Raw genomic sequence first — 24,669 nt, 5'->3', positions numbered from 1 at the left:
TTGCTATCCCTCTTGACTCCCGCCTAAAGGCTCCCGATTTTACTGGAAACGAAGCGGAGCGCTCTGATGGCGACGAATTGGACGGCAAATAGCTGGCGGGATTTTGAAGGGTTGCACATGCCCCAATATCCAGACAGCACGAAACTGGCGGAAACTGAGGAACTGCTCAGCAGCTATCCTCCGCTGGTCTTTGCTGGCGAGGCACGCAGCCTGAAAACGGATCTGGCCGAAGTAGCTGCAGGCAAGGCTTTCCTGTTGCAGGGCGGCGATTGCGCCGAAAGCTTCGCGGAATTTCATCCCAATAATATTCGCGACACCTTCCGCGTTATCCTTCAGATGGCTGTCGTGCTGACCTATGCGTCGAAGCTGCCGATTGTCAAAGTCGGCCGCATGGCGGGCCAGTTTGCCAAGCCGCGCTCCTCCGACGTCGAGGTCCAGGATGGCGTCGAACTGCCCAGCTATCGCGGGGATATCATCAACGGCATTGAATTTGACAGCAGCCGCCGCGACCCTGACCCCGAACGGATGGTTCGCGCCTATAATCAGGCCGCCGCGACGCTCAATCTGCTGCGCGCGTTTTCGACCGGCGGCTATGCCAACCTGAAACAAGTTCATGGCTGGACTCATGATTTCATGGCGCGCAGCCCGTGGGCCCAAAAATTTGAAGAAATGGCCGACCGGATCAGCGAAGCCTTGGCCTTTATGGAAGCCTGCGGGATCAATCCTGACACCGTGCCGCAACTGAAGGCCACATCATTCTACACCAGTCATGAAGCGCTGTTGCTGCCTTATGAGCAAAGCCTGACGCGTCAGGACAGCCTGACCGGCGACTGGTATGACACCAGCGCGCACTTCCTCTGGATCGGTGACCGGACTCGTTTCGAAGGTTCGGCCCATGTCGAATTTCTGCGCGGCATTGGCAATCCGATCGGGATGAAATGCGGCCCGTCACTGACACCTGATGCACTTTTGAAAATGCTCGACACGCTCAACCCTGCGCGCGAAGCCGGCCGGATCACGCTGATCTCGCGTTTCGGACATGACAAGGTCGAGAGCGGGCTGGCGCCGCTTGTCCGCGCGGTGAAACAGGAAGGCCATCCGGTTGTCTGGTCCTGCGACCCGATGCACGGCAATGTCATCAAGGCGGATAGCGGCTACAAGACCCGACCGTTTGAACGCATCCTTTCCGAAGTCCGGGGCTTTTTCGCTGTTCATAGGGCCGAAGGCACTTTTGCTGGCGGTATTCACTGCGAGATGACCGGTCAGAATGTTACCGAATGCACCGGTGGAGCGGTGGCGATCACGGATGCGGGGCTCGGCGACCGCTATCACACCCATTGCGACCCGCGACTCAACGCAGCGCAGTCGCTGGAGCTTGCATTCTTGTTGGCGGAAATGCTCAATGAAGAACTGTCGGACCGGGCACGGGAAGCGGCCTGATCATGGTCGACAAGATACGACCAGAACGCATGCGCCCGGAAGATTACGCCCCCGGAGAATCGCCGATGCACAGAAGAGCCACTTATGTCCGCAAAGAGATCGTTAGCAAGGGCGTGGGGTTTGGCAGCGCTCTGGCCATTGCCATAAGCTTTACCACGCACAAGTCGATACTATGGGCGATCATCCACGGCTTTTTCTCCTGGGTCTATGTAATTTATTACGCGTTTACGCGCTAGATCTGTTCACGCGGAACCAATTAGCGTGACTTTTTTGGACCGGCAGGCTAACCAAACAACATGAATGAAATCGGCTGGAGAACGTGATGATCCGATCGCTCTCGATGATATTGGCTGGAGCTACGATGGTTTCGGGTTGTGCTGGACCGATTGAAACCCGTGGCCGAACCCATCAGGTCATAGCGGCGCCTGAACAGAAAAATTTCACCATCTCCTCCAAAGATGCGGTGATAAACCGCGACATTGAGCTTGCCCGTGAGATGGTTGCAAAGGCGTTGGGCGAGAGAGGCTACAAACCCTCTCCCGATGCATCGATAGTGGTCCACGTCGCACTCGCTGAACGGCCAGCCGATATCGCGATCACGGCGAAAGACAAAGAGGCCGAGCAATCGATAGCCGCAGCCAAGCGGAAAAAACGATTTCAATCCTGCCGGGACCAAGAACACCGGCTAACCGTAAGTCTTTTCGATCAGGCAAGCGGAACCAAGCTATATACAGGCAGTGCTTCAGAATATCATTGCAAGGGCACAATAGCCCAGTCTTTGCCCTTTCTGATCGACTCCGCATTGTCTGGATTTGGGGGAGAGGCAACCGAGGCACCACAGGATGCAATCCGCACCCGCGAAGGCATTGAATAAATCACTCCATCTGCTCTTCAAGTTCGGGAGCCAGAGGTAATAATACGGTAAAACAGGCACCTCCATCCCGGCGATTCTCGCCCCTGATGTTACCACCGTGCCGTTCAATCACCTTGGATACGAAATTCAGCCCCAGGCCGGTCCCTTTTATCTTTGAATGCGCCAGCCTGTCATCGCTGGCAAAGCGCTCGAACAACTGTCCCTGAATCTCTTCGGAAATCCCTTTACCCTGATCTTCGATTGCGACCGAAACAAATGGTTGACCATCCAAATCGATCACCCGAATTGCGATTGTCACGACCCCGCCCTCCGGGCTGTATTTTATGGCATTGTCAATCAGATTGGCAAACGAGCGATAGAGGCTCGACGGCTCCCCTCGGACAAAAGCACCTTCTGACTGATCATCGACTTCGCACCGAATGGCTCTTGCCTTGCAGAGGGGCCATAGACTGTCATTCGCTTCCTCAACCAATTCTGCCAGCAATATATCCTCGCCCGAAAACTCGCTGGAATCGATTCGCGCCAGACCAACGAAATTGTCCGCCAGGGCCAAAGTCCGTCGAGCATGGCTTTCGATCCGGTCAATAGTATCATCCCGGTCCCCGCCGTCGAGCAGCGCCAGAATCGCCGCCTGGGGTGCGCGCATGTCATGGGATAGCAACTGCAGTACCTCCTCCCGTTGCTGTGCAGCATGAGCAACCTCCGTGATATCTGCGAGATAATGGATATGTCCCTTCAACGATCCGTCGTCCGACAGAACTGGTGCACGACGCATCGCGAAAATCTGTCCGTCGAGGGAAGTGAATTCAACATAATCATGTTTTGTCGATCCGTTTTTCGAATCGAGATAGTCCTTCACCACCTGCAGATCATTTTGGGAGACAAAGCGGTTGAGCATGTCATCAAGCGCAAGATTCTGAGCACCGTCTTCCATCCCGGCCTGGGCCAATAGATTGACGAATGTCACCTTGTCATCAAGATCGGTGATGAACATTGGATCGGGAAGGTTTCTGAGGGCGTCGCTGATAAACCGCCGCAGATCACGGACATGGGAAATCGCATGGGTGAGCTGCTCAGCCTGTCCCGTGATGACATCGACGGGGCCGAGATCCGAACGCATGATCGGAATATCTATTTTTGACCAGCTGAAATTCTGCAATTCCCGATCCATGAAATCGCTGGTTGCCTGGAGCCGTCGCCAACCCCAGATCGGATAGACTAGAATCACACCCAGAAGAGCGGTTCCCGGTGCAAACCAGAACCCCGCTTTAGTCAGGATCGCACTGCTTAGCAAAATCGCGAATATCAGAGTCAGCGAGACAATGATCGTGGTCTTGGGACGCCATCGCCAGAAACCGGCAAGCAAAATCCAGACCGGGACAAGCGAAAGCACCAATTGCTGCGCAAAAGGCATTGGCAGCAGAAAATCATCGCGTACGATTGCGCCATAGAGATTAGCCATGATTTCAACCCCGGCAAGCGTTCCGCCATCGCCGAGTGGAACCGGATATTTATCGCCCAGACCGCTGGCAGTCGCACCGATCAGAATGATTTTGTCCTGCAGGAACGCCGCCGGAACTTGCCCTCTGGCCAAAGCGGTATAGGATATGGATGTATGGCCGCCGCGCTGGGCATATGGAATCAGCAAGGTCTGGTCGCAATCTTTCAGACGATCATAGGCGGTTGAGGAATGGCCGTTTACCGAGCGATAGATCATTTCCATCAAATGCGGCCACACTATTCCTGATACGGTATCATCGAAACACAGGAGACCCCGGCGAACCACGCCATCGGCATCAAAAACCAGATTGACGTGTCCCAGGCCGGTTGCAGCTTCCCTGAAGGGGGCAATCGGTTGCTTGACGTCATATTCTGCCCCATTGCTACCGGGAAATATGAAATGCAGCGGCAAGAATAAATTTGAATTTTTTCTCATTGCCCGCGCTAGCTGGGCATCGCCATCAGCATCGCCGGGTTCACTGAGCAAGACGTCCAGGCCAATTGCTTTTGAATTGCTTTTGGCGAGTTGTTCAAATAATTCGGCGTGCCGCTGCCGAGGCCAAGGCCATTTTCCGAATGCGGAAAGACTATCTTCTTCAATCTCGACAATCAGAATATCGGGGTTCGGTGCGGGACGGTCAATTCCGGACAATGTATCATAGATCAAATTATCGAAGCGGGCGAGACTGTCCCAATAGCCCAGCGCCGCAACCAAACAGGATGCCAGCAAAGCAACGGCAAGCCATTCCAGCCCCAGTCGCTGACGCAGTCTCATCGGCGAGTATATTTCTGCAGAAAATCCATCAAGATCGGTGCGTTACCGCTAATTGGCTACAATCAATTTTTCAAAATCGGTCCATTTTTCGATCGCTTCCTGATCATCTGGATCACTGGAGAATTGGATGACGCCGATGCGCCAGTAATATTCTCCGTCGGGCAGGTCTGACAGGGTCACATTGTCGAGTGATAGTCCCGTTTCATCAAGGATCGGAGTGGCTGTTTTGCTGCCCTTCAATATCTGCAACCGGTAGAATCTTTCTCCCTCGCCTTCACCGAACCACTTGAAGCGATAGCCAAAATCGCCCGCGTCGGCACTGCCTGCCAAGGTGCTAAGCTGACGTTTAAAAGAATAGGTAGCGGGCATACCCTCGAAACCATCGGCCCCCAACGCAGTTACTTTGGCGAAATAACGCCCGTTCGGGATTGTCGGCAATTCCAGTTCGCTTCCCTGCATCTGCGCTTCTGCGACGAGATCTACAAAACCGGCATCAGATGCAATTATGATGCGATGACCGAGCGCAACGCTGCGCGGTACGATAGAAAATTGCAGCACTGCCTCTGACTGGACCTTCCCTGGATCCAATAGTTCCGGCGGGCTCAAGAGCTCCGCCTTATCAAGGGCGCCGGTGACCGCAGCCGCCGCGCCGGTGCCTGCCGGTATCGAAATATAACTATTGCCGGCCAAACTTTCGCCCGCAGCAACAATCACTTCGCCTTCCACAGTTTCAGAAAAGACAGTGCCTGAACCCTCATCAACTCTGGTGCGATAGTCCGTACCGCGAACTGCAGACACTGCGACTGGCGTGCGCACCCTGTAACGATCGGCTTCCTTATCGAAGGGCGCAACTTTTGACCGAAGACGTCCATTGTCGACTGCAATCTCGTAATCAACGCTGTCCGTCAGCAGTATGTGGCGCAAGCGAGTAATTTTGACTTGGCTGTTGGACGGCAGGGATACTCGTGATCCGTCTTCCAATTGCAACGTCAGAAAACTCCGCGCTGCTGTCGTAATTCGACTGCCCTCACCAATATCCATGCCCTGGGCCGGTGTCAGATTACGACCGGCAGCCGCAATTGCCACATCTCCCCGAAATGCGCTCAAACTAGCCTCGCTCGCACGATATTTTAGCAAGTAAAACGGAATACGGATGGCTTTTCCGACCGCAATCTCTCTGGGATTAGCGATACGATTGATACGCTGGACAAGGACATAGTCGGATCTTTTGCGCAGATATTTTTCCGCTAAATTGAAAAGCGTGTCGCCGCGCTTGAAGACATAGGTGATTTGCTCTGCATCGGGGTTTTTTCGAGCTGACGCTTCGGTGGCCCCAATGGCCAGCGTCACGATCAAAAAAAAGGCCAAAAGGCGCAGGCCCCATGATGGAACAAAATTCCTGAAGTCTTCAGACACAATTATCCTCCGTTGCCAAACGTCTCCAATCTATAGCCATAGCCGAAAACCGTAAAAATCCGAAACCCGTTTTCTGGCTTCAACGCCAGCTTCGATCGAATCCGCGAGACATGCATATCGAGAGTCCGAGTCGCAAGATGGGCATTGGTGCGCCAGACGGTCTCCATAATATACCGGCGGGACAGCGTCCGATCGCGATTTCGAAACATCAAATCAGTAAGTTCAAACTCTTTCGCGGTGAGAGGGATTTCCTTGTCACCATGCTTTACGGTTTGTTCGATGCGATCCAGCAGATAGTCACCATATTCCGCAGTTGTTTCCATTGCCGACGCGCCACTGTTCCGGCGCAACAGAGCATTGATCCGCGCAGCAATAACATTCTTGTCTTCAGGCTTGGTGATATAATCATCGGCGCCGGCATTCAACGCATCGCTTATGTCTTGTTTCGCGGTGCGGCTCGTCATCATTATCACGGGCGGACAGTCTTCGACGGCGTTTTTCATCCATTCCAGGATTTGAAGGCCGGTCTTGCCGGGCATATTCCAGTCCAGGATTACCAAGTCAAACGTGTCACGCAACAAGGCGTTGGAGAGGGACGTACCATCGCCGTAGCCCACATAAACATGCCCCAAGCCTTCTACTATTTTACCCAAAAAATCGACGATCTCCGAATCATCGTCAGCAATCACTACTCGCATTTCAACTCCCCTAGCAGTCTTCAAGCCCTGTTAACCCAAACACTGCTTTTTTACCTAATATCATGATTTACGATTTACTATGATTTACATAAACTTTACCAGAATTACTTATCTCGATTTACAATCGTTTACATTTCGGCTTATCGGCTGAAGCCTCCGCCAAAACTGGTTAACGGGTTGAGACCGGCATTATTGTCGGTGATTGTGGGTGGCCTCCCGCCTCAACCGCAGCGCCACGGCCCGACATATTTTAACAAGATGGCAATGCAGCCGACTAACGAACCGGCGTACGGCAATTGAGCATTGATAGGATTACTCTTGCCGCCGATAACTACGCGCCACCGGCCATAAAGCCCCGGTCGGCTACTTTAAGAAAAATTTGGTTGGGGTGGCAGGATTCGAACCTGCGCATGGCGGCATCAAAAGCCGCTGCCTTACCACTTGGCGACACCCCAATAAATTCGCGCCCTGTTTTGCCGGGCCACGCTGGTGAACGGGCCTATTATCCAGTTTGCCTGCAAGGAGCAAGAGGCAGTTGTTATCTAGGCATCAAACAGCTTTTTTACCCATCCATGATCATCGGGCGCTACCCCACGCTGGATATCGACCAGCCGACGGCGCAATTTTTCTGTCAACTGGCCAGGCCCACCGCTGCCAATGGTGAATTCGCCGTCACGGGACCGGACGGTGCCAACCGCCGTAACAACCGCGGCCGTCCCGCAAGCAAAAGTCTCGATCAGCTTGCCACTCGCTGCATCAGCTTTCCACTGGTCCATCGCATAGGGCTCTTCTGACACAGTCAGCCCTTCTTCTCTCGCCAGGGTGATAATCGAATCACGAGTAATGCCCGGCAGGATTGTTCCGCTCAACGGCGGCGTGATGACCCGGCCATCATCCATAACAAAGAAAAGATTCATACCGCCCAGTTCTTCGACCCATTTATGCTCGGCGGCATCGAGAAAGACGACCTGGTCACAATTCTTTTCGATCGCTTCGGCCTGAGCCACCAGGCTGGCAGCATAATTTCCGCCGCATTTGGCCGCACCGGTGCCGCCCGGCGCTGCACGACTATATTGTTCCGACACCCATATACTGATCGCCGACGCCCCGCTCTTGAAATAGCCGCCAGCTGGGGACGCGATCACCAGATAGAGATATTCCTTTGCCGGGCGGACGCCAAGGAACACTTCGCTGGCGAACATGAACGGACGCAGATAAAGCGAGCCGCCCTCGACCGAAGGAAACCATTCCCGGTCAATATCAACCAGCGCCTCGACAGAATCAAGAAACAGTGACTGAGGCAGCTCCGGCATTGCCATCCGCCGTGCCGATGCCTGAAACCGCTTGGCGTTTTCTTCGGGACGAAACAGAGCCATCGCACCATCAGCCAGACGATAGGCTTTCATACCTTCGAATATTTCCTGGGCATAATGCAGCACCGAAGATGCGGGATCCATCAAAATGGGTTCCCGACGGGTGATTTTGGCGTCGTGCCAGCCCTCGGTATCCGTATAGCGGATCATCGCCATATGATCGGTGAACAAAGTCCCGAAGCCCGGATTCTCCAGAAGCCTTTCCCTCTCGCTCGCGTGCACCGGCGCAGTGCTGGGTTCGAGATTGAATTGGAGGGTTGTTGCATCTGCCATATTCTGCCGCTTTCACTGTGAATCACGTCACCAATTGGAAGAATTGGAAGCATGTTTCAATTATCTTGCAATCCCCTAATCAGCCTGTCAAGATACGTCAACATGACTGACGTATCTCGCACCTCCATATCCCCGGGAGCCTCTCCGCTTTTTCTGCGCGAAGATGAAATCCGGCGCGGGATTGAACTGCTCTATTTCGGCTATACCCGGCTTACCAACGCCATTGACCAGGAACTGGCGAAACAGGGGCTGGGACGGGCGCATCACCGGGCCCTCTATTTCATTGCGCGGCAGCCGGATTTAACCGTGGGTGAATTGCTAAAATTGCTGGCGATCACCAAACAGTCTCTCGGCCGAGTACTGAAGGAATTGCAGGACCGTGATTTCATTCTGACATCGCCCGGTGTCATCGACCGGCGCCAGAAATTGCTGCGCTTGACCGACAAGGGTAGCGGACTGGAAGCGGAATTATTTCGTCAGCTGCGCGAACGGCTGTCTTCCGCCTATGTTTCTGCCGGACAGGAATCGGTTACCGGTTTTTGGCATGTTCTTGAAGGTCTGGTTCCGGAAAGCGATCGCAAGATGGTTTTCGACTTGCGCAACGATCAAAGCTAAATCTTGCTCCTGGCTTCCTCGGCCATTTCGATATTGCGCTCCATGGCCGCCTTCAACACGTCATATAGCAGGACATTGGCCCGGCCATCTCTATCCATCACATCGAGACCTTTTCGGGTTGTGCCTCCCCGGCCGGCGACCTGATTTGCCAAAGCGCCCGGGTCAAGATCAGAGCCCGCCGCCAGTGTCGCCGCACCGTCGACCATCGCCAGAGCCAGTCGAGCGGCCTGATCGGGATTCATGCCAAGTTCCGCCGCTGACACTGCCAATGCATCAATGAAGCGAAACAGAAAAGCGGGGCCCGAACCGGCCAGGGCCGTTGCGACATGCATCTGGCTTTCATCATCCAGCCACTCAGGCGCGCCCAGAGGAGAAAAAAGCGCGTCCATTTCCTCCCGCAATATATCATCGTCATTTTCCGCAATGAAGATCATCGGAGATTTGCCAACCGTCACGGCCATATTCGGCATAAGCCGAATCATTCTTCCGGCTTTCGGAAAATTCTGCCGCAAAATATCGAGTTCAGTGCCCGCCAATATGGATATGATCTTTGTATTGTCTCCGACCAGCGGGGCAAGCTTCGTCGCCACATCCTCAAGCTGATAGGGCTTCATGGCGAGTATGACCAAATCCGGGGCCGGGCCATCTGGATAATCTGCCTGGGACTGCAGTCCGCCCGGCAATGGCGTTTCATTGGGCTTAATAACGGTGATATTGTCAGCGGGCGCGCCATTGTTCAGCCACGCCTGCAGGACGGCTCCCCCCATATTGCCGCAACCGATCATCCAGATACGGTCGGCCCAACGCATCAGGCCTCGCCGACAGTATCGACCATTGCATGCTCAATCGCATCCTGTGGGCTCTTGTCGCTCCACAGGACAAACTGAAAGACCGGATAAAAACGTTCCCATTCCTCAATCGCCAGATCGACAATCGTCTGGGCCTGATCAAGGCCCAGCATCCCGCTGCCACCGAGCAGGGTAGCATGGCGGAAGAGCAGAATATTATTGTTCGACCAAAGATCGAAATGACCGAGCCAGAGCTGTTCGTTTATCAATCCGAGCGTCTCGTAGATAACCGCCTTCTTTTCGTCCGGAACACGGATTTCTGGTAACAGCAGGATTTGAAGAACATGGTCCTCGTTCCGCCAGATGGCGCGCATCTGGTAGCTCGTCCAGTTGCCCTTTATTTCGACCGACAGCTCGTCTTCACCCACATGATCGACCGACCACCCACGCGCCTCAAAAAAAGCCGCCAGCATGTCCACCGGCGGTGCCTCATCCTGATCAAGCTCGTCCCATTGGTCGTCCAGCATCGCGGTTCCAGATCCTTTGCAGTTGAGAGCGTAGTGGCCCACTCGCCGGAACAGGGCAAGGTGAGCAGGCGCTGGTCGCCACATTGTTTGTGGGAACGCTGTGGATAATGGAGGGTTAGCGCTGGCCAATCGAACGCGCCAACAAGCGGCGCCGATCAGCGGCAGCAATCAACCGCCGGTTTTGGGCGGTGAAGCCTTGCGCGTCGCCGGTTTGGTTGCTGCCGGCTTGCGCGCCACTGCTTTGGTGGGTGCCGGGCGTTTCGCTGCCGGTTTTCTGACCGATGAGGCACCGCTCTTTTCCAGCGCGTCAACACGCTTCTTCAGTGCATCGGCTTCCGCCCGCGCCTTGGCCGCCATTTCCTTGACCGCTTCGAATTCCTCGCGGGACACGAAATCCATACCACCGAACCATTCCTTGGCCCGTTCCCTGGCGCTGGCTTCGGCTTCGCGGCCAACGCCAGCCACGGTCCCGGCGAAACCGTTTAGTACTTTCGCAAGATCGTCGAAAAAGCGATTCTGGCTTTGCATTTCATCATACTCCGTCGCTGGCCCATCCGGCCTGGGAAAATTATCGCTCTATATCTGGGTTCTCGCTGCCGGAACCACAAGGGTTTCCGCACCGGGATTCAACCAATCAATCTGTTTATTGAGCACTGCGGCAAAACATAGCCATGCAAGATAGGGTACCATCAGCCAGGCCGCTGCCTTGCGCACGCGGCCAAAAACCAGTGTCGTAGCCAGCGCGAACAGCAAGATGGTGATCAGCAGCCAGAATGCGGCCGACACCTGATGCATACCAAAAAACAAGGGCGACCAGAAAAGATTGAGCACATATTGGATCAGGAAAAGCACGATCGCGATACCGCGCAGAGGTGCACCCCGTGCATGCAGGACCATCGCGAAGGCCGTGCCCATCATCGCATATAAAATCGTCCACGCCACGCCGAACATCCATCCGGGAGGCTGTGCTTCTGGCTTGGTCAGTGCATTGAACCAGCGATTTTCTTCCCCGGAACCTGCGATCTGACCCGACAGAAACCCCAGCAGGATGATCACCGGCACCGCGAATAATATCCAACGCAACAAAGACATCCGCAGCTGACCTTTTGAAGCAATCTGGTTCATGCGGACACTATCCTTGATCGAAAATTTCACGAATCGTCCGAGCGGGTATGCGCCGGATACCGTTTTGTTTTAACAATCTCTCGGCGTTTGGCCAGTGTTATGCCGCTGAAATTCTGGCAGACGGATTCGCGTTATACTGAACGATGCCCTTGGTATTTTCAGCTTCATCGCCATCTCTAGTAGATGGCCGGTTCCGGGTGAAAACGGAACAAACCATTGATTGTGACCCATAAGACGGACTGCTAGGCGCTCAACTATGAATGATGAAACCAATTCCAGCGAACCAGACGCCCCTCCCGCATCATTAAAAAAGATTGGAAATCTGCGGATGGTGTTTGAGCGGGCGGTAAAATATCCGAAGCAAATCGTCCTCGCTCTGCTCTCGCTATTCGTCGCCGCAATGGCAACCCTGGCCATTCCTGCCGGCTTTAAAACCATCATAGACAAAGGCTTCATGGCCGGAAACGGCGATATAGCCCCCTATTTCCAGGGCCTTTTGGGGATTGTTGCTATTCTGGCTGTCGCAACGGCGTTTCGCTTCTACTTTGTCAGCTGGCTCGGGGAGCGAGTAGTCGCCGACATCCGCCTTGCCGTACAAGGAAACTTGCTGCGTCTGGCACCGGGCTTTTTTGAGAAAAACCGACCATCGGAAATTGCCTCCCGCATGACCTCCGATACCGCAATCATCGAACAGGTGGTTGGAACCACCGTATCTGTCGCCTTGCGCAATATCGTCATCGGAATCGGCGGTATCATCTATCTCTTCACGCTGGCTCCAGCGCTCACCGCCGGTTTGCTGATCGCAATTCCGGTGATCATTTTGCCAATTGTTTTTATCGGCCGCAAGCTGACCAGTGTTTCCCGCTCCAGTCAGGACCGCGTCGCCGATGTCGGCGCGATGGTGGCTGAGACGCTGGGTGCGATGAAAATCGTTCAGGCCTTTGGTCAAGAGAAACGGGAGCATGACCGATTTGGTGGAGCGGTCGAGTCCACTTTTGACACTGCCAAGCGCCGGATCAGACTGCGAGCGGCAATGACCGCAATCGTCATCGGGCTGATTTTTACCGGGATTACCATGCTGATGTGGCGCGGTGCGATCGGTGTCGCCGAAGGGTCGATATCCGGTGGCACGATCGCTGCCTTTGTTATCACCGGCGGACTGGTGGCCGGTGCCTTTGGCGCTCTGACCGAAGTTTATGGCGACCTTCTGCGCGGCGCAGGAGCAGCCGGTCGGCTGGCCGAGCTACTTTCCGAGAAACCGACAATCGCGGCGCCAAAAAATCCGATTGCCCTTCCAGAACCTTCCCGCGGCAAAATCGCATTTGACAATGTCACCTTTGCCTATCCTACCCGCCCGGAAACCAAAGCCCTTGCCAATTTTTCGTTGACGGTTTCTCCTGGAGAGACCGTTGCCGTCGTGGGACCATCCGGCGCTGGAAAGTCGACCCTGTTTCAGCTCGCCCAGCGCTTCTACGATCCGCAGGGCGGTTCGGTACGTATTGATGGCGTCGCCCTGCAGTCTGCCGACCCTGCCGAGATTCGCCAGCGGATGGCACTGGTGCCGCAAGAAACGGTTCTCTTCGCCGCATCCGCTCGTGACAATTTGCGCTATGGAAAATGGGATGCAACAGATGAAGAGATATGGGAAGCCGCCCGTATCGCAAATGCCGAGAAATTCCTCCGCGCCCTGCCGGAAGGATTGGACAGCTTCATGGGTGAAGCAGGTACACGCCTGTCCGGCGGCCAACGCCAGCGCATCTCGATTGCACGGGCCTTGCTCCGCAACACTCCGATATTGTTGCTCGATGAAGCGACGTCCGCGCTCGACGCAGAAAGCGAAAAGCTGGTCCAGGACGCGCTTGACCATCTGATGGAGGACAGAACCACTATCGTTATCGCCCATCGCCTGGCGACGGTACGGTCGGCCGATCGCATCATCGTTATGGATGAGGGACGGATTGTCGAGCAAGGCAATCACGACAGCCTGATTGCCAAAAACGGGCTCTATGCCAGGCTCGCCGAATTGCAGTTCAGCAGCGCCGAGATCAGCCGGTCAAAAATATCGGGCTGATTTCATTGCCAATCTTACTGGAGATCTCGCCGGACTTCGATCACTGACCCGAAATACAAAAAAAGGGGCTGCGACCATATATCGTCGCAGCCCCTTTATAATTCTTGTTGCCGAAAACTAGTTCGGTGCGCGCTTTGCCTTGCTGAAAGCACCATATTGTTCATTGCCGACAAAACCAAATTTGGTCACGCCGCTATCCTTGATTACCGCCAACGTGCGGTCGGTGGTCAGATAGGCGCTCAACGGATCTGGCTGGAACTGCAGTTCCGGTTCCGGAACCATCGATTTCGTCTGCGCCAGATATTGCTTTACCTGATTCAGTGTAACCGGGCTCTCATTCCAGGTAATCTGGTTGGTTGCCGTAATCCCGAGACGGTTTTTAACCGGATCAACGGGAGGTGGGTCCGACGGATTGTCATCTGCTACCGGCAGATCGATTTTGACCGCGTGCGTTTGCACCGGGATTGTGATGATGAACATGATGAGAAGAACCAACAGGACGTCGATGAGCGGCGTCGTGTTCATCTCCATCATTGGCTCGCCATCATCGCTTCCGCCACTCATAGCCATATGTGTGTCTCCTTAAATAACTCTAGTTGCCGGTCGAAACTATTCGACGACAATCGGCGTGGACAAAAAGCCCACTTTTGCGAAACCGGCGCGCTGCATAGTGTAAATTGCGCCGCCAATGCATTTATAGGGTGTGTTGATATCGCCGCGGATATGGACTTCCGGCATATCTTCTGGCGTCATATTCTCAACGCCACCAAATGCGTCGATCTGGTCTTCCAGCTGCTTCACCGCTCTGCTTACCAGCTCATTGGAATCCACCGGGGTGGTGTTCCAATATACGCGGCAATTTCCGCCGGGAGTGGCGCCTGAATATTCCGGATCACCCGGGTCACGCCCTGCAGCATCCGTTGTGGTGACCGACAGCAGCACATTTTCGCGCTTGGTCGTGGTCACTTCAAAGGGAAGCACCGGAAGTTCGAGTTCCACGGTCTGGATAACCACCGGCACCGCGATCAGAAAAATGATCAGCAGAACCAGCATTACGTCCACGAGTGGGGTTGTATTAATATCGGATAGAGGAGTTTCCTCTCCGTCACCGCCCCCAACATTCATCGCCATAGGATTTTATCCTCTCAAAACTAAACCATCTGAAGGAAGCGAAAGCCCCCTCTTCGTGCGTTGATCGGGTTGTCGCGCCAAAATGCGACGGACAACCCGATCCCCGGCTTATTTCTTTGCAGCAGGTGCAGCAGGTTTCGCTGCAGGCTTTGCAGCAGCGGCCGTCGCTGGTCCAACGGGCTTAACGCCACCGTCCGAAGCCATGTAGCCCAGAACGTCATTGGAGAAGGCAGACAGCTGCTCAGCAATCCGCTTGTTGCGTCCCTGCAGCCAGTTATAGGCGAGAACGGCAGGAACAGCCACACCAAGACCAAGGGCGGTCATGATAAGCGCTTCACCAACAGGGCCGGCAACGGCGTCGATCGATGCCTGACCGGCGATGCCGATTTTGATCAGCGCGCGATAGATACCGATAACCGTACCGAACAGTCCGATAAACGGCGATGTTGCACCAACAGTAGCCAACCATGGCAGGCCGGTTGCCAGCTTGGACTTGATCAGATCTTGCGAACGCTCGATCGAACCGTGCAGCCAGTCGTGGGCTTCAACCGGATCGGTCAGCTTGGCGTGATCTGAGTCTGCCTTGATCGCATCATCAACAATCTGGCGATAGGCGGAATTTTTTTCGAGCTTCGCAGCACCTTCCTTAAGGCTTCCAGCGCGCCAGAATGACGAACGCATGGCTTGCCCTTGCTTCATGATCTTGTTCTGCTCGAACAGCTTCGAAAACAGGATATAGAAAGACGATACCGACATGATCGTCAGAATTGCCAGAACAGACCAGGCGATAACGCCGCCCTGTTCCATGGCTTCGACGAAACCGAAAGCATTTTGCGGTGCTGCCGGTGCAGCGGCCAAAATTTCAATCAACATTTTAACATTCCCCTCAGGATAAACTAATTGCAATAAATCTGGTGCGGGAAGGACATCTCGAGATGCCCTTCCCAATTTTCATTATTTGGGTATCTGCCAACGAACTGCGTTGGAATAATAGCCGGTCGTCGGATTTCCATTGGCGTCCAGAGAAGGCCTGAAACGCGCACGTCGTGTCAGGTTTTTACAGGCAGCCTGATCCAGATCAGAATGGCCGCTAGAACCTGTGATCTGACAATCGTCTACCCGTCCGCTGGCATTAACCGTCAAACGGAAACGTGTTGTACCTTCCCGCTCCTCACGCAGAGCCCGCGAAGGATAGTCATTCGCATTGGCCCAGCTTCCGGGATTACCACGTGGTTCCGGCTGTGCCCGTTGCGGCGGAGGCGGTGGTGGTGGCGGTGGCGGCGGAGCTACTACCGGCGCCGGTGGCGGCGGAGCGGTTGGCACCGTCCGTATTACCGGCCGAGGAGCGACCACAGGCGCCACGATGGGCGGCGGCGTCACCACTGGAGGCGGCTCAATCGGCTTTTCGGGTGGCGGTGGCGGTGGCTCCTCCGGCTCTTCCGGTGGTTCTTCCTCTTGAATGTCAATCATATCCAGCTGCGACGCAACCTTCTTGACGGCATTATAGGCTAGCCCCGTGACCAGCGCATAGCCAAGTAATATGTGAATGATTACGACAAGAACGATCGATATGACCTTGTTCGAACTCATCTCTTGGTCAGCATAAGCCATTCAGAAATGTAACTCCTTTTTCCCCATCAGGCTGAAGACTTCGATCACTGAAGCCTAACACAAAAGACAAGAGGTTTGAAAAACCAGCGCGCCCTTTATTATCCCCATAACAACTTTTCATTCGCTTGAAAGCCGTCTTAAGATTGTTTTAACGCGCTAGTTCCACGCAGGCAATCGCTTTGTTGGTTCAGCATCGATTAAGCTGTTAACGACCCACAATAGGGGCTAAAACCCGACTTATCGAAACCCTGCCCCAGAGGAAATCATGCGCCCGTTAATGATGTTCGCCTTCGCTCTATTTCTCTCCCAAATTGGGGTATTTCCAGCTTTTTCTCAGATTCAGAATGAAAGCGATCCGCTGCAATATGCCGATCTCGCCGACCTGAGCGCAGAAGCCCCGATCATCGTTCAAGCTACGGTTAACAAAGCAATCAAAGTCGACCCTGAACGGGCTCCCAATGCTCCGACGGGAACGCGACGTTTTTATATTATTGCGTCAACAGACGCCCTGATTCGCGGCCAGGGTGGCGTCGGCGAAACGATTCGCTACGTTATTGATTTGCCGCTTGACGAAAGGGGCCGGGCTCCGAAAATCAAGAAAAAGCCATTCATTATCTTCGCCCGACGTGCGCCAGGCGGTGGCGATAATATACAGCTGGTAGCAAAGGACGCCCAAATTGCATGGTCTCCCAGTCGCGAACAGCGCGTGCGTTCGCTGGTTCGCGAACTCCTGGCGCGTGACGCGCCGCCGGCAATTGCCCGTATAGGGAATGCTTTTCATGTACCCGGCACTATTATCGGAGAAGGCGAGACCCAGATATTCATGGAAACCGAAACAGGGTCGCCCGTTTCCATCACGGTGCTGAAACGGGATGGCCAGCGGAAATTCTGGGCCGTATCCCTGGGAGAAATTGTGGATGAAGCAGCCCGGGCGCCGGTCAGGAACAGCCTGCTATGGTACCGTTTGGCATGCTTTCTGCCCCGCCAACTGCCTCCTTCTTCCCTGATGGGTGATACCCCGGCCAACGCCCAGCAGGCGCGCAGCGATTATCAGCTGGTACTCCGCGATCTCGGCGACTGCCCCAGATCACGCCCAGGATCACCTCAGCCCTAAGGCCTTTCAACTAGCACTAGCATTCGTCCAAGGCGGCGCTAATAAGGCGCCTTCAATCTTACCTGAATCGCAAAGAGGCTAATGACCATGACTGCTCCGCTTCGCATCGCGCTCGCTGGACTGGGCACCGTCGGAACCGGAGTTATCCGGCTAATCGAAGAAAATGGTGCAATGATAGCGCAGCGGGCCGGCCGGCCGATCGTTGTAGCCGCCATTGCCGCCCGTGATCGAAACCGGGACCGCGGCATCGATCTGACCGCCTATCCGTGGGTCGACCAGGCTGAAGAACTCGCCGTTCATGACAATGTTGACTGTGTTGTGGAAATGATCGGTGGCTCGGATGGAACGGCGCTGGAGCTCGCGCGCAAAAGTCTGGCGTCCGGAAAGTCGTTCGTCACTGCCAATAAAGCGATGATAGCCCATCACGGGATGGAACTTGCACAAGCGGCTGAAGCAGGAAATCTGTCGCTAAGATATGAGGCCGCGGTTGCTGGCGGCATCCCGGTCATCAAGGGGCTCCGCGACGGTGCCTCGGCCAACCGGATCGAGCGCGTGTACGGCATCCTCAATGGCACGTGTAACTATATTCTCTCCGAGATGGAAAAACACGGGCACGCCTTTGACGATGTCCTGCAAGATGCCCAGAAAATCGGCTATGCCGAAGCCGATCCCAGCTTTGATATCGACGGTGTGGATGCTGCCCACAAGCTCGCCATTCTGGCCGCGCTGTCCTTTGGCAAGGCGCTCGATTTCGACGGAGTGGAAATTGGTGGCATTCGCAATATCATGGCGGCGGATATCGGCCAGGCCAAAGCATTGGGCTATCGTATCCGCCTGCTCGGGATGGCGCGAATCGATGGCGGAAAATTGTTCCAGCGGGTGAACCCCTATCTGGTGCCGGAAAGTCATCCGCTAGCCCATATCGAAGGCTCCACCAATGCCGTGGTCGCCGAAGGCAATTTTTCCGGGCGCCTGATGTTCCAGGGAGCCGGCGCTGGCGAAGGCCCGACGGCCTCTGCGGTGGTCGCCGACCTGATCGACATTGCCCGGGGAGATGCCGGCACCGTCTTCGCTACGCCAGCCAGCAAAATGGAAAAATGCGAGCGCGCCGAGAACGGCAACAGGACCGGCAAAAGCTATATCCGGTTCATCGTCGCTGACAAGCCGGGCGTGCTGGCGGAAATCACTGCTGCCATGCGTGACGCCAATGTTTCAATCGAGAGTCTCATTCAAACCGAGAAAACCGATGAGGGATCAGTACTGATCTCCATGGTCACCCATGACAGTCGTGAGCGGGATGTTTCGAAGAGCCTCGAGGCCCTGTCCAGTTCGACCAGTGTGCAGGCGGCCCCAGTTGTAATGCACTTGCTAAGCGATGAGGACTGATCATTCACCAGTCGCGGGTGCCAGCGGCCTGACCATTGCCTGTTTTACATAGTCCTCGTCTGGCAAATCTGGCGCGACAGCCTGCCAGACGCGGCCGGCGGCACCGCCCATGCCGCTTCCGCCAAAACTGACGCTTACCAACGACAAGCCCTTGAAGCAGCTGCGCTCGTTCATTGTTACATAACAGCGCCCTTGCTGGACAATTTCCGGATTGGCTTTTGGCAAAGGCTCGCGGATTCTTTCACCAGACTGTGCTGCCAGTTCCGGAAAAGGCAACCGCTGCAAGCGGTCAATTGCGGGAGTGCCGCAGACGACAATCTCGTCATCAGGACGATAGACAAGACAGCCATCAGCATCGACCGCCAACAGTTGCCTGGCATTTTCGAGCAATTGGCCAGTCCGGTCGCGCGGCGAATCAGCCTGCCCTATTGCCGCCGATGGAGCCGACAAAAGGATCAGAAAAACCAGTCTCGACATTGCAATATCGCTCCCCTATCGAGAGTTCAAATTTGCCCCTTACAAAAGGACTAATCGATAATATGCCCAAAGCAAGCGACATTTTGGACCGCGTCCTGGTCATGGAGATGGTGCGCGTCACCGAAGCAGCGGCCATATCGGCGGCCAATCTGATCGGCCGCGGCGATGAAAAAGCGGCTGATGCTGCTGCCGTAGAAGCCATGCGCGCGGCACTGAACGAATTGGACATATGCGGTACAGTAGTCATTGGCGAAGGCGAACGCGACGAGGCCCCGATGCTTTTTATCGGCGAGAAAGTCGGACGCGGCTGTGAAGGCGATTCCCCGGCCATTGATATCGCCCTTGACCCGCTGGAAGGCACGACGATCACCGCCAAGGCTGGCGCCAATGCGTTGGCCGTTCTCGCCATCGCCGAAAAGGGCAATCTGCTGAACGCTCCCGATGTCTATATGGACAAGCTGGCCGTCGGACCGGGCTATTCACCCAATATCATCGATCTCGACAAATCGGTTACCGAAAATGTCGAGGCCGTCGCCAAGGAGAAAGGCGTCGCGCCGTCAGACATCATTGTCTGCGTTCTCGACCGCCCCCGCCACGACAAGATCATCGCCGAGCTACGCGGTATAGGTTGCGGCATCATGCTAATTCCCGATGGCGATGTCGCTGGCGTGATTGCAACTTCCGACGAAGACACGACAGTCGATATGTATATGGGCAGCGGCGGCGCACCCGAAGGCGTGCTTGCGGCAGCCGCGCTCCGCTGCGTCGGTGGCCAGTTCAAGGGACGCCTGTTGTTCCGCAATGACGATGAACGCGAGCGTGCCTATAAATGGGGCATAGAAGATCTCGACAAAATTTATGATCTCAAGGAGCTCGCCAAAGGCGACGTAATCTTTGCTGCAACTGGTGTTACTCACGGTTCACTGCTGGAAGGCGTCAAGAAATTGCGTGGCGGCAAAATGACAACGGAAAGCGTTGTCATGCGGGCATCCTCCGGCACCGTGCGCTGGGTCAAGAGCGAGCATCGCAAGACCTGAATATGGGGATTGAGACCCTTCCACTGCCAAGGCGCTTTGGATCAAGCGCCAAGTGGACGATTCTCGCTTTGCCATGGTTACTCGCCGCATGTGTGACACCGGTTGACTATGGGAAGATACCCCATTCCGCCTATGTCGCACCCGACCGATGCAATCCGAAGGCGACTGATGGGGTTGAGGAAGACGACAAACCTTTTTTCTTCGTCACGAGCCGACTACCGGACTGCCTCACCGAAAATATCAGCCTGCTCAATCATCGCGGTGATAAAGTGCGCTATGGTCGCTTTGCGGGACCACGAGACGTTGAACGGGAACCGGGTAAAACTATCCGGACCATTCCGCTGGCCCTCTCCGATTCTCAACAATGGTGGGCGAATCTTGCTGGCAAGATGAAAGCTGCGGATGGACGGGTTCTGCTCTATGTCCATGGTTATCGGGAAACTTTCTTCTCAAGTTCGCGAGATACGGCCCAGATTGCACGATTGGCGAATTTCACCGGACCAGCCATCCAGTATAGCTGGCCTTCGCAGGGGCAGCTGCTGAAATATCCCGTCGATGAAACCAATATGTATTGGGACGAACGCAATTTTCGCAAATTCCTGATGCGACTGGCGCAGCTGGAAACGACGAAGGAAATCATCCTCGTTTCCCATTCGCTCGGTGCTCGGCTGGTCCTGCCTTCGGTCGAATATGTCGACCGGAATGTCCCCAATGGTGATTCGAGCGTCATGTCGAACATCATTCTTGTTTCGCCCGATGTCGACACTCAGGATTTTGAACGCGACATTGCGGAAGAGATATTGTCCGACCGGCGCGTCCGGAACGATCGCAGAATTACCGTTTATGCGTCCATAAACGACCGGGCGCTTTCGTTGTCGGACGATATTCACGGCTATCCCCGTCTCGGTTATCCGCGCTGTTTCGATCCTTTTGAAGCGGCGGACCTCAAGGCGAGGAATCTCCCTGAGCGTTGCTATGCCGCGCATCCGAAATATGCGCAAACGGTCGACAAGGCGGCCCTGACCATCGTCGACACCACCGCGATCAGCCGCGGCAGGACGGGCCACAGCAACTATTTGCTGAGCGCCCCCGTTTGCCGGGATTTCGCTGCTGTGGTCAATGGTGAAAGAAAGCCCGCAGGCCGCCAGGCCACGCACCTCGACCATGTCTTTGTCCTCCCGCCGATTCCCAAAGGCGAGAAGCCCGACCATCTGGCAATTTGTCGCCGGAAACAATGAGCGCGCATAACGGCGATCCACTGCCAGATATACTCATGCAGGCCCGCGCCTGCACCATCTGCTCCGATCTGCCTCTTGGCCCCAGACCCCTGTTGCAAGGTTCTTCCCATGCCAGGATACTGATTGCCAGTCAGGCGCCGGGCAGCAGGACCCATGAAAAAGGCCGGCCGTTTGACGATGCCAGTGGCAAACGACTGCGGACATGGCTGGGCGTGTCCGAAGAGCAATTTTACGACCCGGAACTTTTCGCGATCATCCCGATGGGCTTTTGCTATCCGGGCACCGGCAAGGGCGGCGATCTGCCTCCCCGGCCGGAATGCGCTCTGGCCTGGCGCAGACCGCTGTTGCAGGCCATGCCGAAAATTGAGCTCACCCTGATCCTCGGACAATTTGCTCTGGACTGGCATCTGGGGGAAAGAAAATCCCGAACGCTGACGGACACGGTGAAACGATGGCAAGAATTCTGGCCAGACTTGTTGCCCCTGCCCCACCCCAGCCCGCGCAACATTCGCTGGTTCAAGGCCAATCCCTGGTTCGAGGCGGAGGTGATTCCATTATTGAGACAACGGGTTGAAACGCTGATCTAGAAGACGCGCATCGCCAGTCCGGCCGACAAAGTTGCCCCGATCTCCGCGCATTTTGCCAGGTCGGTTGACCCGATGGTTTTTTGGGCGAGTATCTCTTCCTCGGTCTGCGCATGGGTACAGACAATCAGGGAATCGACAACCTTCTTGAGCCGCCAGCCTTTGGCAATACGCTCTGATTGCGCCTTTGCATTTTCCCCATCCGATCCGGCACAGATCATCACCGCATACGGCCGCCCTTCAATCGCGCCGAGCAGCGGATAATAGCAGCGGTCGAAAAAGGCCTTCATTACGCCGGCTATCGCTGCCAGATTCTCAGGCATTGCAAAAATATAGCCATCGGCCGCGAGCATATGCGCGGGCTCGCATTCCTCGGCGCGCATCATCCGCACCTCCGTCCCGTCCTCGCCCTGCCCGGCTGCTGCCGCAGCCTCGACCATCTGGGCCGTGCCCCCCGTGTAACTGTAATAGACGATCAAAAGTGTTTTCATCACCCGCTTCCTAGCAAGCAACAGACCGATTGTCAGCGCCGCATGATTGCCGCATAGCGCGGACCATGAATGCAGTATTGAATGTCGAAAAATCGCTGTCCGGCCAGTCGTGGCGCTGGCGGAGCACCAGCGCCGATGCGCGCGACCCCGGGTTTCAGCCGGATGATCTGGTGACCCAGTTGCTGCTCGCGCGCGGTGCCAGCCGCGAAACACTCGCGATCAACCGAGAGCCCACGATCCGCGGGTTCATGCCCGACCCTTCGGTATTCCGGGACATGGATGCGGCCGCAGAACGGCTGAGCCTGGCCATCCAGAATCAGGAAAAGGTCACGATATTCGGGGATTATGATGTCGACGGCGCGACCAGTGCGGCGTTGCTTATCCGCCTGCTGCGCGATCTCGGGCTGGAGGCGGGCTATTATATTCCGGACCGGCTGATGGAGGGATATGGCCCGTCCGGCGAGGCTCTGGTCAGGCTCGGGGAGCAGGGCAGCAATCTGGTGGTTACCGTCGATTGCGGCGCAATGGCTTTTGACGCGCTCGACATGGCGCACAAGGCCGGTGTCGAAGTGATTGTCGTCGATCATCACAAATGCGCCGTGGAACTTCCCAAAGCGCTTGCGCTGGTCAATCCGAACCGGCTGGACGAGAGCGATGCCGGCGCGGAACATGGTCATCTCGCTGCGGTCGGCATGGCGTTTCTGTTGGGCGCTGCTCTGGTCAGGACCCTGCGCAATCAAGGTTTCTTCACCAACCGCGCCGAGCCGAAATTGCTCGAGTTGCTCGATATCGTCGCTCTTGGCACGGTCGCCGATGTTGCCCAGTTGCGCGGGCTCAACCGTGCCTTTGTCGCGCAGGGCCTGAAAGTTCTCGCGGGTCGCCAGAATATCGGCCTGTCGGCCCTGATCGACGCCAGCCGGCTCAAGCGCGCACCGATTTGCTCGGACCTCGGATTCGCTCTCGGCCCGCGAATCAACGCAGGCGGACGAGTCGGCAAATCCGATCTCGGCGTGCGATTGCTGACCACGCAAGACCCCGAAGAAGCACGCATGATCGCCGCCGAACTTGACCATTTCAACGAGGAACGCCGCGCAATCGAGGCGCACGTGCTGGAACAGGCGGACGCCATGTGCAGTGCGCAGCAGAACCAGGCGGTGGCGGTGCTCGCTGGCGAAGGCTGGCATCCCGGCGTGATCGGTATTGTCGCGGGACGAATCAAGGAGAAACTCAACCGGCCAGCGATCATCATCGCGCTCGACGAACAGGGCACCGGCAAGGGTTCGGGCCGGTCGATTTCCGGCGTCGATCTCGGCGCCGCCATCATCGCCGCCAAGGACAGCGGTCTGCTTATCGCCGGCGGCGGTCACGCCATGGCCGCGGGGATCACGATCGCGGCAGACAAGGTGGATAGTTTTTCGGAGTTTCTCAACGACCGGTTAGCCGAAAATGTCGGCCAGGCCCAGGATGGCAAGGCGCTGTTGCTCGATGCCGTGCTTTCGCCCAAGGGGGTCAACCCGCTGATCGTTGAAGCGATGGACGGCGCCGGCCCCTATGGCATGGGCTGGCCCGCTCCGCGAATCGCCACCGGGCCCGTGCGAATCATCAAATGTGATATTGTCGGAACCGATCATGTCCGGATGATTGTCGGTGGTGATGATGGCGCATCGATCAAGACCATCGCCTTTCGCGCTGCCGAGACCGATCTCGGTCAGGCGCTTCTGAGCGCGCCGCGCGGGCGCAAATTATGGATTGCCGGTCGTGCCAAGATCGATGACTGGGGCAGCCGTCCGGCCGCCGAGATCCATCTCGAGGATGCCGCCTGGGCCGATTGAGATCGCGATTATCAACATTCACCGCCATACCTGTGCTCCGGAATACCGCGCGGGGCGTCCGATGTTGTACAACACGGGAAAATAGCACCCAAATCCGGCGAAAAGAGGGTTGACCAAAGCCAACCACCCCCCTAATGGCCGTGGCTCGCTGACCAGCAATTGGTATGGCCCCTTCGTCTAGCGGTTAGGACGCGGCCCTTTCACGGCTGAAACACGGGTTCGATTCCCGTAGGGGTCACCACTTATTTCCTTGATATTGACAGATTTACTGGTCTCTCCTGGACAAGCGGGTG

25 protein-coding genes and 2 tRNA genes are annotated in these 24,669 nt (G+C 55.8%); 12 read left to right on the top strand and 15 right to left on the bottom strand.

The genetic code is table 11. The features are described from left to right. Positions 1–66 precede the first annotated feature (66 nt). The 3 genes from ACN0WX_RS13780 to ACN0WX_RS13770 all read left to right on the top strand — a co-directional run bounded on the left by ACN0WX_RS13780 (position 67) and on the right by ACN0WX_RS13770 (position 2,314). Positions 67–1,440, top strand: a complete 1,374-nt coding sequence (locus ACN0WX_RS13780; RefSeq protein WP_417622919.1) for a class II 3-deoxy-7-phosphoheptulonate synthase — start codon at positions 67–69, stop codon at positions 1,438–1,440. Between the two features lie 2 nt (positions 1,441–1,442). Continuing rightward, positions 1,443–1,676: a hypothetical protein gene (locus ACN0WX_RS13775; protein ID WP_417622978.1), complete on the top strand. Its 234-nt coding sequence runs from the start codon at positions 1,443–1,445 to the stop codon at positions 1,674–1,676. 86 nt (positions 1,677–1,762) lie between these two features. Continuing rightward, positions 1,763–2,314 carry a hypothetical protein gene (locus ACN0WX_RS13770; protein WP_417622918.1) on the top strand — a complete coding sequence of 184 codons (552 nt, stop codon included), beginning with the start codon at positions 1,763–1,765 and terminating at the stop codon, positions 2,312–2,314. A 1-nt stretch (position 2,315) separates the two neighbouring features. Here ACN0WX_RS13770 and ACN0WX_RS13765 read toward each other — a convergent pair whose 3' ends face one another. The 5 genes from ACN0WX_RS13765 to ACN0WX_RS13745 form a co-directional block, all read right to left on the bottom strand. Continuing rightward, the gene (locus ACN0WX_RS13765) at positions 2,316–4,589 is read right to left on the bottom strand and encodes a CHASE2 domain-containing protein (RefSeq protein WP_417622917.1); all 2,274 of its coding nucleotides are present in this window, start codon (positions 4,587–4,589) and stop codon (positions 2,316–2,318) included. 48 nt (positions 4,590–4,637) lie between these two features. Further along, positions 4,638–6,005, bottom strand: a complete 1,368-nt coding sequence (locus ACN0WX_RS13760; RefSeq protein WP_417622916.1) for a FecR family protein — start codon at positions 6,003–6,005, stop codon at positions 4,638–4,640. Positions 6,006–6,007: 2 nt separating this feature from the next. Next, positions 6,008–6,703 carry a response regulator transcription factor gene (locus ACN0WX_RS13755; RefSeq protein ID WP_417622915.1) on the bottom strand — a complete coding sequence of 232 codons (696 nt, stop codon included), beginning with the start codon at positions 6,701–6,703 and terminating at the stop codon, positions 6,008–6,010. A 380-nt stretch (positions 6,704–7,083) separates the two neighbouring features. Next, positions 7,084–7,158: transfer RNA gene (locus ACN0WX_RS13750), tRNA-Gln, on the bottom strand. Between the two features lie 87 nt (positions 7,159–7,245). Further along, positions 7,246–8,349, bottom strand: a complete 1,104-nt coding sequence (locus ACN0WX_RS13745; RefSeq protein ID WP_417622914.1) for a branched-chain amino acid aminotransferase — start codon at positions 8,347–8,349, stop codon at positions 7,246–7,248. A gap of 102 nt (positions 8,350–8,451) precedes the next feature. Between ACN0WX_RS13745 and ACN0WX_RS13740 the strand changes: the two genes are divergently transcribed. After that, complete coding sequence (locus ACN0WX_RS13740; RefSeq protein ID WP_417622913.1) at positions 8,452–8,964, top strand: MarR family winged helix-turn-helix transcriptional regulator; 513 nt, start codon at positions 8,452–8,454, stop codon at positions 8,962–8,964. On the opposite strand, the gene ACN0WX_RS13735 is transcribed toward ACN0WX_RS13740, so the two are convergent. The 4 genes from ACN0WX_RS13735 to ACN0WX_RS13720 form a co-directional block, all read right to left on the bottom strand. Continuing rightward, entirely contained in the window at positions 8,961–9,773 is an 813-nt protein-coding gene (locus ACN0WX_RS13735; protein WP_417622912.1) for a pyrroline-5-carboxylate reductase family protein, read from the bottom strand. The genes ACN0WX_RS13740 and ACN0WX_RS13735 overlap by 4 nt on opposite strands. Then, positions 9,773–10,279, bottom strand: coding sequence for a YbjN domain-containing protein (locus ACN0WX_RS13730; protein ID WP_417622911.1), 507 nt, complete (start codon positions 10,277–10,279; stop codon positions 9,773–9,775). Before ACN0WX_RS13730 ends, ACN0WX_RS13735 begins: the two co-directional genes overlap by 1 nt. A 168-nt stretch (positions 10,280–10,447) precedes the next feature. Then, on the bottom strand, positions 10,448–10,807 hold the full coding sequence (locus ACN0WX_RS13725) for an accessory factor UbiK family protein (RefSeq protein WP_417622910.1): 360 nt from the start codon (positions 10,805–10,807) through the stop codon (positions 10,448–10,450). A gap of 48 nt (positions 10,808–10,855) precedes the next feature. Further along, complete coding sequence (locus ACN0WX_RS13720) at positions 10,856–11,404, bottom strand: TspO/MBR family protein (RefSeq protein ID WP_417622975.1); 549 nt, start codon at positions 11,402–11,404, stop codon at positions 10,856–10,858. 256 nt (positions 11,405–11,660) lie between these two features. Here ACN0WX_RS13720 and ACN0WX_RS13715 point away from each other — a divergent pair, with 256 nt between their 5' ends. Further along, positions 11,661–13,475 (top strand): ABC transporter transmembrane domain-containing protein, encoded by a 1,815-nt coding sequence (locus tag ACN0WX_RS13715; protein ID WP_417622909.1) that lies wholly within the window; start codon positions 11,661–11,663, stop codon positions 13,473–13,475. Between the two features lie 117 nt (positions 13,476–13,592). Here ACN0WX_RS13715 and ACN0WX_RS13710 read toward each other — a convergent pair whose 3' ends face one another. The 4 genes from ACN0WX_RS13710 to ACN0WX_RS13695 form a co-directional block, all read right to left on the bottom strand. Beyond that, entirely contained in the window at positions 13,593–14,045 is a 453-nt protein-coding gene (locus ACN0WX_RS13710; RefSeq protein WP_417622908.1) for an ExbD/TolR family protein, read from the bottom strand. 39 nt (positions 14,046–14,084) lie between these two features. Further along, entirely contained in the window at positions 14,085–14,606 is a 522-nt protein-coding gene (locus ACN0WX_RS13705; RefSeq protein ID WP_417622907.1) for an ExbD/TolR family protein, read from the bottom strand. A 108-nt stretch (positions 14,607–14,714) separates the two neighbouring features. After that, a complete protein-coding gene (locus ACN0WX_RS13700; RefSeq protein WP_417622906.1) occupies positions 14,715–15,479 on the bottom strand; it encodes a MotA/TolQ/ExbB proton channel family protein in 765 nt (254 codons plus the stop codon). 81 nt (positions 15,480–15,560) lie between these two features. Further along, the gene (locus tag ACN0WX_RS13695) at positions 15,561–16,217 is read right to left on the bottom strand and encodes an energy transducer TonB (protein ID WP_417622905.1); all 657 of its coding nucleotides are present in this window, start codon (positions 16,215–16,217) and stop codon (positions 15,561–15,563) included. A gap of 265 nt (positions 16,218–16,482) precedes the next feature. Here ACN0WX_RS13695 and ACN0WX_RS13690 point away from each other — a divergent pair, with 265 nt between their 5' ends. Beyond that, entirely contained in the window at positions 16,483–17,331 is an 849-nt protein-coding gene (locus ACN0WX_RS13690) for a hypothetical protein (RefSeq protein ID WP_417622904.1), read from the top strand. A gap of 87 nt (positions 17,332–17,418) precedes the next feature. Further along, entirely contained in the window at positions 17,419–18,717 is a 1,299-nt protein-coding gene (locus tag ACN0WX_RS13685) for a homoserine dehydrogenase (protein ID WP_417622903.1), read from the top strand. Here the strand turns inward: ACN0WX_RS13685 and ACN0WX_RS13680 are convergent, their stop codons facing one another. After that, complete coding sequence (locus ACN0WX_RS13680; RefSeq protein WP_417622902.1) at positions 18,718–19,194, bottom strand: hypothetical protein; 477 nt, start codon at positions 19,192–19,194, stop codon at positions 18,718–18,720. It abuts the gene before it with no gap. Positions 19,195–19,256: 62 nt separating this feature from the next. On the opposite strand from ACN0WX_RS13680, the gene glpX reads away from it, so the two are divergent. The 3 genes from glpX to ACN0WX_RS13665 are packed head-to-tail and all read left to right on the top strand — an operon-like array spanning position 19,257 to position 22,056. Continuing rightward, positions 19,257–20,231, top strand: coding sequence for a class II fructose-bisphosphatase (gene glpX / locus ACN0WX_RS13675; RefSeq protein WP_417622901.1), 975 nt, complete (start codon positions 19,257–19,259; stop codon positions 20,229–20,231). A gap of 2 nt (positions 20,232–20,233) precedes the next feature. Then, positions 20,234–21,469 carry an alpha/beta hydrolase gene (locus ACN0WX_RS13670; RefSeq protein ID WP_417622900.1) on the top strand — a complete coding sequence of 412 codons (1,236 nt, stop codon included), beginning with the start codon at positions 20,234–20,236 and terminating at the stop codon, positions 21,467–21,469. Beyond that, entirely contained in the window at positions 21,466–22,056 is a 591-nt protein-coding gene (locus ACN0WX_RS13665) for a uracil-DNA glycosylase family protein (RefSeq protein WP_417622899.1), read from the top strand. Before ACN0WX_RS13670 ends, ACN0WX_RS13665 begins: the two co-directional genes overlap by 4 nt. Here ACN0WX_RS13665 and ACN0WX_RS13660 read toward each other — a convergent pair. Then, complete coding sequence (locus ACN0WX_RS13660; protein WP_417622898.1) at positions 22,053–22,544, bottom strand: flavodoxin family protein; 492 nt, start codon at positions 22,542–22,544, stop codon at positions 22,053–22,055. The genes ACN0WX_RS13665 and ACN0WX_RS13660 overlap by 4 nt on opposite strands. A 65-nt stretch (positions 22,545–22,609) precedes the next feature. On the opposite strand from ACN0WX_RS13660, the gene recJ reads away from it, so the two are divergent. Together recJ and ACN0WX_RS13650 are read left to right on the top strand one after the other, a co-directional pair. Then, positions 22,610–24,376, top strand: a complete 1,767-nt coding sequence (gene recJ, locus ACN0WX_RS13655) for a single-stranded-DNA-specific exonuclease RecJ (protein WP_417622897.1) — start codon at positions 22,610–22,612, stop codon at positions 24,374–24,376. A gap of 166 nt (positions 24,377–24,542) precedes the next feature. Continuing rightward, a tRNA-Glu gene (locus ACN0WX_RS13650) sits at positions 24,543–24,617 on the top strand. Positions 24,618–24,669: the final 52 nt, after the last annotated feature.

Source organism: Parasphingorhabdus sp. (assembly GCF_048269915.1).
Lineage (GTDB): Bacteria > Pseudomonadota > Alphaproteobacteria > Sphingomonadales > Sphingomonadaceae > Parasphingorhabdus.
The sequence above is the reverse complement of the archived record's forward strand: the minus strand, read 5'-3'. Positions and strand labels throughout refer to the sequence as shown.

Excerpts from the sequence above, each read along its gene's own strand:
- ACN0WX_RS13670 (WP_417622900.1), top strand. The coding sequence starts at position 20,234 with ATGGGGATTGAGACCCTTCCACTGCCAAGGCGCTTTGGATCAAGCGCC.
- ACN0WX_RS13765 (WP_417622917.1), bottom strand. The coding sequence starts at position 4,589 with ATGAGACTGCGTCAGCGACTGGGGCTGGAATGGCTTGCCGTTGCTTTG.
- ACN0WX_RS13770 (WP_417622918.1), top strand. The coding sequence starts at position 1,763 with ATGATCCGATCGCTCTCGATGATATTGGCTGGAGCTACGATGGTTTCG.
- ACN0WX_RS13715 (WP_417622909.1), top strand. The coding sequence starts at position 11,661 with ATGAATGATGAAACCAATTCCAGCGAACCAGACGCCCCTCCCGCATCA.
- ACN0WX_RS13710 (WP_417622908.1), bottom strand. The coding sequence starts at position 14,045 with ATGGCTATGAGTGGCGGAAGCGATGATGGCGAGCCAATGATGGAGATG.
- ACN0WX_RS13745 (WP_417622914.1), bottom strand. The coding sequence starts at position 8,349 with ATGGCAGATGCAACAACCCTCCAATTCAATCTCGAACCCAGCACTGCG.
- ACN0WX_RS13725 (WP_417622910.1), bottom strand. The coding sequence starts at position 10,807 with ATGCAAAGCCAGAATCGCTTTTTCGACGATCTTGCGAAAGTACTAAAC.
- ACN0WX_RS13680 (WP_417622902.1), bottom strand. The coding sequence starts at position 19,194 with ATGTCGAGACTGGTTTTTCTGATCCTTTTGTCGGCTCCATCGGCGGCA.
- ACN0WX_RS13775 (WP_417622978.1), top strand. The coding sequence starts at position 1,443 with ATGGTCGACAAGATACGACCAGAACGCATGCGCCCGGAAGATTACGCC.
- ACN0WX_RS13665 (WP_417622899.1), top strand. The coding sequence starts at position 21,466 with ATGAGCGCGCATAACGGCGATCCACTGCCAGATATACTCATGCAGGCC.
- ACN0WX_RS13695 (WP_417622905.1), bottom strand. The coding sequence starts at position 16,217 with ATGGCTTATGCTGACCAAGAGATGAGTTCGAACAAGGTCATATCGATC.
- ACN0WX_RS13700 (WP_417622906.1), bottom strand. The coding sequence starts at position 15,479 with ATGTTGATTGAAATTTTGGCCGCTGCACCGGCAGCACCGCAAAATGCT.
- ACN0WX_RS13660 (WP_417622898.1), bottom strand. The coding sequence starts at position 22,544 with ATGAAAACACTTTTGATCGTCTATTACAGTTACACGGGGGGCACGGCC.
- glpX (WP_417622901.1), top strand. The coding sequence starts at position 19,257 with ATGCCCAAAGCAAGCGACATTTTGGACCGCGTCCTGGTCATGGAGATG.
- ACN0WX_RS13720 (WP_417622975.1), bottom strand. The coding sequence starts at position 11,404 with ATGAACCAGATTGCTTCAAAAGGTCAGCTGCGGATGTCTTTGTTGCGT.
- recJ (WP_417622897.1), top strand. The coding sequence starts at position 22,610 with ATGAATGCAGTATTGAATGTCGAAAAATCGCTGTCCGGCCAGTCGTGG.
- ACN0WX_RS13685 (WP_417622903.1), top strand. The coding sequence starts at position 17,419 with ATGACTGCTCCGCTTCGCATCGCGCTCGCTGGACTGGGCACCGTCGGA.
- ACN0WX_RS13780 (WP_417622919.1), top strand. The coding sequence starts at position 67 with ATGGCGACGAATTGGACGGCAAATAGCTGGCGGGATTTTGAAGGGTTG.
- ACN0WX_RS13740 (WP_417622913.1), top strand. The coding sequence starts at position 8,452 with ATGACTGACGTATCTCGCACCTCCATATCCCCGGGAGCCTCTCCGCTT.
- ACN0WX_RS13755 (WP_417622915.1), bottom strand. The coding sequence starts at position 6,703 with ATGCGAGTAGTGATTGCTGACGATGATTCGGAGATCGTCGATTTTTTG.
- ACN0WX_RS13705 (WP_417622907.1), bottom strand. The coding sequence starts at position 14,606 with ATGGCGATGAATGTTGGGGGCGGTGACGGAGAGGAAACTCCTCTATCC.
- ACN0WX_RS13735 (WP_417622912.1), bottom strand. The coding sequence starts at position 9,773 with ATGCGTTGGGCCGACCGTATCTGGATGATCGGTTGCGGCAATATGGGG.
- ACN0WX_RS13730 (WP_417622911.1), bottom strand. The coding sequence starts at position 10,279 with ATGCTGGACGACCAATGGGACGAGCTTGATCAGGATGAGGCACCGCCG.
- ACN0WX_RS13690 (WP_417622904.1), top strand. The coding sequence starts at position 16,483 with ATGCGCCCGTTAATGATGTTCGCCTTCGCTCTATTTCTCTCCCAAATT.